This is a genomic window from Gordonia sp. (in: high G+C Gram-positive bacteria), assembly GCF_047606305.1.
GTDB lineage: Bacteria > Actinomycetota > Actinomycetes > Mycobacteriales > Mycobacteriaceae > Gordonia.
In genome coordinates this window covers 1-4,418 of record NZ_JASGER010000109.1, presented here as the reverse complement: position 1 = coordinate 4,418, position 4,418 = coordinate 1, and the positions used below count along the sequence as shown (strand labels likewise).

General features: G+C 71.5%; 4 protein-coding genes. 1 reads left to right on the top strand and 3 read right to left on the bottom strand.

Annotated elements, in window-relative coordinates:
- The first annotated feature begins 271 nt into the window (after positions 1-271).
- Complete coding sequence (gene lexA / locus QM634_RS14740; RefSeq protein WP_415043529.1) at positions 272-964, top strand: transcriptional repressor LexA; 693 nt, start codon at positions 272-274, stop codon at positions 962-964.
- Between the two features lie 4 nt (positions 965-968).
- On the opposite strand, the gene hflX is transcribed toward lexA, so the two are convergent.
- Genes hflX through miaA form a run of 3 tightly spaced genes read right to left on the bottom strand, consistent with a single transcriptional unit; the run spans position 969 to position 4,295 of the window.
- A complete protein-coding gene (gene hflX, locus QM634_RS14735; RefSeq protein ID WP_415043528.1) occupies positions 969-2,402 on the bottom strand; it encodes a GTPase HflX in 1,434 nt (477 codons plus the stop codon).
- A gap of 45 nt (positions 2,403-2,447) precedes the next feature.
- On the bottom strand, positions 2,448-3,350 hold the full coding sequence (gene dapF / locus QM634_RS14730; RefSeq protein WP_415043527.1) for a diaminopimelate epimerase: 903 nt from the start codon (positions 3,348-3,350) through the stop codon (positions 2,448-2,450).
- Between the two features lie 9 nt (positions 3,351-3,359).
- Complete coding sequence (miaA, locus tag QM634_RS14725; protein WP_415043526.1) at positions 3,360-4,295, bottom strand: tRNA (adenosine(37)-N6)-dimethylallyltransferase MiaA; 936 nt, start codon at positions 4,293-4,295, stop codon at positions 3,360-3,362.
- Positions 4,296-4,418: the final 123 nt, after the last annotated feature.

The following is a 4,418-nucleotide window of genomic DNA, read 5'->3' as shown; positions in this document are numbered from 1 at the left end:
TGCCGCGGCGCCGGCAGGCGGGTGTCGGCCGGACGCGGGTGCGCCTGCGGCGACCGCGGGGCGATCCGCTGTGCCGGGCGCGCGGGGCGGACGGTCGGGCGGTGCATCACTGGAGCGCTCATCTTGGTTCTCCTCGTTCGTATGTTCGATGAACTTATGTTCGAAGTTCTACCACGGCGCTCTGACAAAGTCCCGCGACACGTCGAACAAATGTTTGAGTCATTCGAAAATATTCGCTAATCTGGCGACACCGAGAAGAGGAGTTCGAACCATGGCGAAGAAGAACAGTCCGTCCGACGGCCTGACCGATTCACCGGCTGCCGTCGAGGCCACGCTGACCCAGCGCCAGCGCGATGTCCTCGAAGTGATCCGCAAGTCCGTGCGCGAGCGCGGCTACCCGCCCAGCATCCGCGAGATCGGCGACGCCGTGGGCCTCGTGTCCACCTCGTCGGTGGCGTACCAACTGAGCACCCTGGAGAAGAAGGGCCTGCTCAAGCGCGATCCGCACCGCCCGCGCGCGGTGAACGTCGCCACCGAGAAGAACCAGCCGCCACCCGGTGGCGCCGCCGCCGGGGGCGACGACATGCCGGCCCCGACCTATGTGCCGGTCCTGGGTCAGATCGCCGCCGGCGGGCCGATTCTCGCCGAGGAGGCCGTCGAGGACGTGTTCCCCCTCCCCCGCGAACTCGTCGGGGACGGCGACCACTTCCTGCTGCGCGTCGTCGGCGAATCGATGATCGAGGCCGCCATCTGCGACGGCGACTGGGTGGTCGTGCGCCAGCAGAACGTCGCCGACAACGGCGACATCGTCGCGGCGATGATCGACGGCGAGGCGACGGTGAAGACCTTCAAGCGCTCGGACGGGCACGTCTGGCTGATGCCGCACAACCCGCTGTTCGACCCGATCCCCGGTGATCAGGCCGTGGTGTTGGGCAAGGTCGTCTCGGTGATGCGCCGCATCTAGTCGGCTAGCCGCTCGCCCGGGCGAACTCCTGCAGTTCCCCGGCGAGCGCCGCGGGGACCCGCACCCGCATCTTGGTGCCCGATTCGTGGTGCTCGGTCGAACGAACCTCGCCGTCGGCGTGGATGCGCGACACCAGGTCGCCCCGGTCGAACGGCACGTCGACGAACAGTTCGACGTCGTGGCGACCGACCTCCTCGCGGATCCGGTCGAAGAGTGCTGCGAGTCCCTCGCCGGTTCGCGCCGACACGAACAGCGCCCCGGGCAGTGCCGCCGCGAGCTCGGTCCTGGCCAGGTCGTCCATCGCGTCGACCTTGTTGACGACCAGGAGTTCGGGCGGCGGCGCACCCCCGTCGCCGGACTCGGCCATCACCTCACCGAGGACGGTGCGCACCGCGGCGACCTGGTCGAGCGGGAACGCCTCCGACCCGTCGACGACGTGGATGAGCAGGTCGGCGTCGGCGACCTCCTCCAGCGTCGATCGAAACGCCTCGACGAGCTGTGTCGGGAGGTGCCGCACGAACCCGACGGTGTCGGTGAAGACGACCTCCCGGCCGTCGTCGAGGCGGGCGCGGCGGGTCGTCGGGTCGAGGGTGGCGAACAGCGCGTCCTGGACCAGCACGCCCGACCCGGTCATCGCGTTGACCAGGCTCGACTTGCCCGCGTTCGTGTAGCCGACGACCGTGATCGTCGGGACGCCGCTGCGTCGACGGTCGAGGCGCTTGACCGTGCGTGCCGTCTTCATCGCGCGGATCTCCCGGCGCAGCTTGGCCATCCGCTCGCGGATGCGGCGCCGGTCGGTCTCGATCTTCGTCTCACCGGGACCGCGCAGGCCGACGCCGCCGTTGCTGCCGGCCCGTCCGCCGGCCTGGCGGGACATGGACTCGCCCCAACCGCGCAGCCGGGGCAGCATGTACTCCATCTGCGCCAGCGACACCTGCGCCTTGCCCTCGCGGCTGGTCGCGTGCTGGGCGAAGATGTCGAGGATGAGCGCGGTGCGGTCGATGACCTTGACCTTGACGATCTTCTCGAGCGCATTGAGCTGTGCCGGGGTCAGCTCGCCGTCGGCGATCACCGTGTCGGCGCCGGTGGACAGCACGATGTCGCGCAACTCCCCCGCCTTGCCGGACCCGATGTAGGTCGCCGCGTCCGGACTGGAGCGCCGTTGGACCACCGCGTCGAGCACCTGCGAGCCGGCGGTCTCGGCCAACGCCGCGAGTTCGGCCATGTTGGCGCGCGCCTGGGCCATCGTGCCCGAGGTCCACACGCCCACCAGCACGACCCGCTCGAGCCGCAGCTGGCGGTACTCGACCTCGGTGACGTCGGTGAGTTCGGTGGACAGGCCCGCCACGCGCTGCAGTGAGGCGCGGTCGTCGAGCTGGAGTTCGCCGGTGGTCGGCGCGGGGGCGACGGCGTCGACGGGTGGTTCTACATCAGTCATATGCGTCCATGATGGCACCGGACGGTGCTCGGGCGCACCTCGATTTCAGTCCAGCGCACCGTCGAGCAGCTCGCCGCGGGCCACCAGTCGGGACGGGCCGCGCAAGGTCGACGAGGCACCCCCGTCATCGATGCTCACCTCGACCTCCCCACCCGGGACGGTCAGGCGCAGGCGGCCGGTGTCGCGTCCCCGGCCCGCGAGCAAGGCGCTCGCGGCGGCGACGAGCCCGGTGCCGCAGCTGCGGGTCTCACCGACCCCGCGTTCGACGACCCGCATCGACGCGACGAGGACCCCGTCCTGCTCGGCCGGTTCGGTGAGGATCTCGACGTTGGCCCCCGCCGGGAAGACCGCGTCGTCCAGGCCGACCGGGCCGGTGAGGTCCAGTGCGGCCAATTCGTCGGCGGTCAGGCCGGGCACGACGCAGGCCAGGTGCGGATTGCCGACGTCGACGGCCAGCCCGGAGTACGCCCGACCGGCGATCGACGCAGTCGACGCGGCGCCGCGCAGCACCCGGCCCATCGACACACTGACATCGGCGGCCGTGGGGCTCACCGCGTGGATCCGCACGGGACGCGCTCCGGCACGCGAACCCACGACGAACTCATCGGCGTCGGTGAGCCCGGTCGTGCGGCAGTAGTGGGCGAAGACGCGCACGCCGTTGCCGCACATCTCGGCGATCGATCCGTCGCCGTTGCGGTAGTCCATGAACAGGTCGTCGGCGGCGATGCCCTCGCCCAATTCCGGCAGGACACCCGCATCGACGAGGGTCCCGGCCCGCGCGACGCGCAGCAGCCCGTCGGCCCCGATGCCCCGCTGCCGGTCGCACAGCGCGGCCACCGTCTCCGGTTCCAGGGGCAGCAGGGCGCCCAGGTCGTCGACGATGAGGAAGTCGTTCTGCGTGCCGTGCCCCTTCCAGAAGGTGCTCGGCTGCGCCGCGGCGGAAGTCACCGGCCCAGTCTACCGACCGGTCACCATCCGATAGTGCTCCGCGGCCCGCGCCGCGAGCGAGCCGTCACCGCCGTCGAACCACCGCACCCGCGGATCCCTCCGGAACCACGACCGCTGTCGACGGACATAGCGCCGGGTCCCGACGAACGTCAGTTCCCGCGCGCGGTCGAGGTCGTGGTCGCCGTCGAGGTGGGCGACCACCTGGGCGTAGCCGATCGCCCGGATCGCGGTCTGGCCCTCGCGCAGGCCGTGTCCCAACAGCCGTTCGACCTCCGCGACGAGGCCGGTCGCGAACATCTGGTCGGTCCGCGCGGCGATCCGCTGATCGAGCAGGTCGGTGTCGCGGTCCACGCCGACGATCACCGCGCCCCAACGGGGGTCGCCGATCTGCGGTTGCGAGGCGGCGAACGGCCGACCGGTCAGCTCGACGACCTCCAGTGCGCGGACGATCCGCCGGCCGTCGGTGGACCCGATGGTCTGTGCCGCGGCCGGGTCGACCTCGGCCAGCCGGCGGTGCAGCTCGGCGGGCCCGACCTCGGCGAGGCGTTCCTCGTGTTTGGCGCGCACCCCGGCGTCGGTCGGCGGCAACGCCCACTCGTCGACGAGGGCCTGGATGTACATCATCGAGCCGCCGACGATCACCGGCGTCGCGCCCCGGTCGCGGATGGCCTCCACGTCGGCGATCGCCGCCCGCTGGTAGCGGGCGACGGTGGCCGTTTCGGTGACGTCGAGGACGTCGAGCTGGTGGTGTGCGATCCCGCGGCGCTGCGCGAACGGCAGCTTGGCGGTGCCGATGTCCATCCCCCGGTATTGCTGCATGGCGTCGGCGTTGACGACCTCGCCGCCGAATTCTTCGGCCAGGTCGAGGGCGAGGTCGGACTTGCCGCTGGCCGTGGGGCCGACGACGACGATCGGCGTCGGTGCCCCGGTCGGACGACCGCTCACCCGAACCGCCACGTCACGACGTCGTACCCGACCCCGAGAGGGGCGCCCGCGTAGCGGACTTCGGCGGTGGCCCGGCCCGGCGCCGCCGCGGCGACCGCCTCCCACGCGCCCCGCCCGGCGGCA

What these genes read in the sequence shown, in the direction of transcription:
- lexA (WP_415043529.1), top strand. Translation starts at nt 272, where the DNA reads ATGGCGAAGAAGAACAGTCCGTCCGACGGCCTGACCGATTCACCGGCT.
- hflX (WP_415043528.1), bottom strand. Translation starts at nt 2,402, where the DNA reads ATGACTGATGTAGAACCACCCGTCGACGCCGTCGCCCCCGCGCCGACC.